Raw genomic sequence first — 2,826 nt, forward strand, 5'->3', positions numbered from 1 at the left:
TCTTCCGATCTAGGACCCTCGCCGGGTCGCTTAGGAAGCACCCGGCGGGGGTCTTTGTTCGTCTTGGCTCGTATGGTCTGCGGGCTTGCAAATACCTGCAGTAGATAGGGAAGTTAAAAACATACCGCCCGCTCCTACTGGAAAACGGACGGTGAGAAGTCAGCATCGGAAGGATGCCTTATTAAGAATCTTTCGTTATCGATTCTAGCACAGGAGTTTGGTGGTTGTGCAAGTGCTTCACATAAAAATTTTTTTGCTCTTTTGGGGATGAGAATGACGGTTTTGAATGCGCATATGGCGTAGTCGGGTTATTGTTAGTCTCAGATGAGCGCAATGATGCTTATCGAGAGTGCAATGTCTGCACTTAATTGCAATCACTCACAAAGGAGTATGCCATGTCTACGGACATGAAGAACTATCGTATCGGTGTTGATGTCGGCGACCGCTCTGTTGGTCTTGCCGCTATCGAGTTTGATGATGCTGGTTTCCCTATCCAGAAGCTTGCTCTGGTGACTTTCCGCCACGACGGCGGGCTAGACCCGACTGAGAATAAGAGTCCGAAGAGCCGCAAGGAAACTCGCGGTGTTGCTCGTCGTACGATGCGCATGAACCGTCGTCGTAAGCAGCGTCTGCGTGACCTCGATAAGGTACTTGAGAAGCTGGGTTACACCGTGCCGGAAGGTCCTGAGCCTGAGACCTATGAGGCGTGGACTTCGCGCGCTCTGCTGGCTTCTATCAAGCTGGCTAGCGCTGATGAGCTGAATGAGCATTTGGTGCGCGCTGTGCGTCATATGGCTCGTCACCGTGGTTGGGCTAATCCGTGGTGGTCTCTTGACCAGCTGGAGAAGGCGTCGCAGGAGCCGTCGGAGACTTTTGAGATTATTCTGGCTCGTGCGCGTGAGCTGTTTGGTGAGAAGGTTCCGGCTAACCCGACTCTGGGTATGTTGGGTGCTCTTGCCGCTAATAATGAGGTTCTTCTGCGTCCTCGCCGTAGCTACAACGCGAAGGAAGCTAATAACCCTAAGAAGGGTGAGAAGTACCTGGCTGATTATGGCACTCAGCCGTTGATGGCTGCGAAGGTGCGCCAGGAGGACCAGCTAGCTGAGCTCCGCCGCATCTGCGAGGTGCAGGGTATTGAGGATCAGTATGAGACTCTTCGCGAAGCTGTCTTTACTCACGTGCGCCCCTACGTTCCGAAGGACCGCGTGGGTAAGGATCCGTTGAACCCGGATGAAATCCGCGCAAGCCGCGCCTCACTGGAGTTCCAGGAGTTCCGCATCCTTGATTCGGTGGCGAATCTGCGTGTACGTACCGATTCCCGTACCAAGCGTGAGCTCTCCGAAAGCGAATACGATACCGCAGTTGATTTCCTGATGTCGTACACGGGTAAGGAGCAGCCGAGCTGGGCCGATGTGGCAGAGGAGATTGGCGTTCCGGGTAACCGTCTGATTGCCCCGGTTCTTGAGGATGTTCAGCAGAAGACCGCACCCTTTGACCGTTCGTCTGCAGCCTTCGAGAAAGCGATGAAGACGAAGACCGAAGCGCGCAAATGGTGGGAATCGAACGATGACGACCAGCTGCGCAGTCTGTTCATTATGTTCCTTGCTGACGCAACGGATGACACTACCGCTGCTGCTGAACAAGCTGGTCTGTATGATTTGTTTGCGAGCTGGCCTGAAGAGGAACGCGAAGCTCTTTCTAATATCGCCTTCGAAGCTGGCCGCGCAGGATACAGCGCGACGACCCTATCTAAGTTGAGCGAGTACATGCACGAACACCGTGTGGGTCTTCACGAGGCCCGCAAGGCTGTCTTCGGCGTGGACGATACCTGGCGCCCGCCCCTGGCTAAGCTGGAGGAGCAGACGGGCCAGCCTACGGTGGACCGCGTTCTGACGATTCTGCGCCGCTTTGTGCTGGATTGTGAACGCCAGTGGGGTCGCCCGCAGGCAATCACGGTTGAGCATGCCCGCACCGGTCTGATGGGTCCCGCTCAGCGTCAGGACATTCTGCGTGAGCAGAAGAAGAACCGTGAAGAGAACGAACGTATTCGCAACGAACTGCGTGAGTCTGGCGTGGAGAACCCGAAGCGCGTGGATGTTCGCCGTCATTTGATTGTGCAGGAGCAGGAGTGCCAGTGCTTGTATTGCGGCACGATGATTACGACGACTACTTCTGAGCTGGACCACATCGTTCCGCGCGCTGGCGGCGGCTCCTCTCGTCGTGAGAATTTGGCGGCGGTGTGCCGCTACTGTAACGCGATGAAGAGCAACACCCCGTTCTACCGCTGGGCTTCCCCGGAGAGGTTCAAGGAGACCATTGACCGTGTCCGCCAGTTGAAGGCCTTTAAAGACCCCAAGAAGGCTAAGATGCTGAAGAATCAGATTCGCCGCCTCAAGCAAACCGAGGCTGATGATCCGATTGATGAGCGCTCGCTGGCTTCAACTTCGTACGCGGCTGTGGCGGTGCGTGAGCGTTTGGAGCAACACTTTAATGAGGGCCTTGCCCCCGACGATAAGAGCCGCGTGGCACTGGACGTTTATGCCGGCGCCGTGACGCGCGAATCCCGTCGCGCGGGTGGCATTGACGAGCGTATTCTTCTGCGCGGTGAGCGTGATAAGAACCGTTTTGATGTGCGCCACCACGCAATTGATGCAGCGGTCATGACCCTCCTGAACCGTTCGGTTGCTCTCACCTTGGAGCAGCGCCACCAGTTGAAGCGTGAGTTTAATGAGACGAAGCGTGAGAATGGCTGGCGTGACTTTACTGGCCTGTACCCGGCTTCTCAGGAGAAGTTCTTGGAGTGGCGTAAGGCAGCTACTGTTCTGG

The 2,826-nt window shown here is 55.9% G+C and carries 1 protein-coding gene; it reads left to right on the plus strand.

The window, feature by feature from the left end:
* Positions 1–395 precede the first annotated feature (395 nt).
* A partial coding sequence (cas9, locus tag Q0216_RS04535) for a type II CRISPR RNA-guided endonuclease Cas9 (RefSeq protein ID WP_298593266.1) occupies positions 396–2,826 on the plus strand: 2,431 nt, incomplete at its 3' end.

Origin of the sequence: uncultured Rothia sp. (genome assembly GCF_937976295.1) — a bacterium.
In the GTDB taxonomy this organism is placed as follows: domain Bacteria; phylum Actinomycetota; class Actinomycetes; order Actinomycetales; family Micrococcaceae; genus Rothia.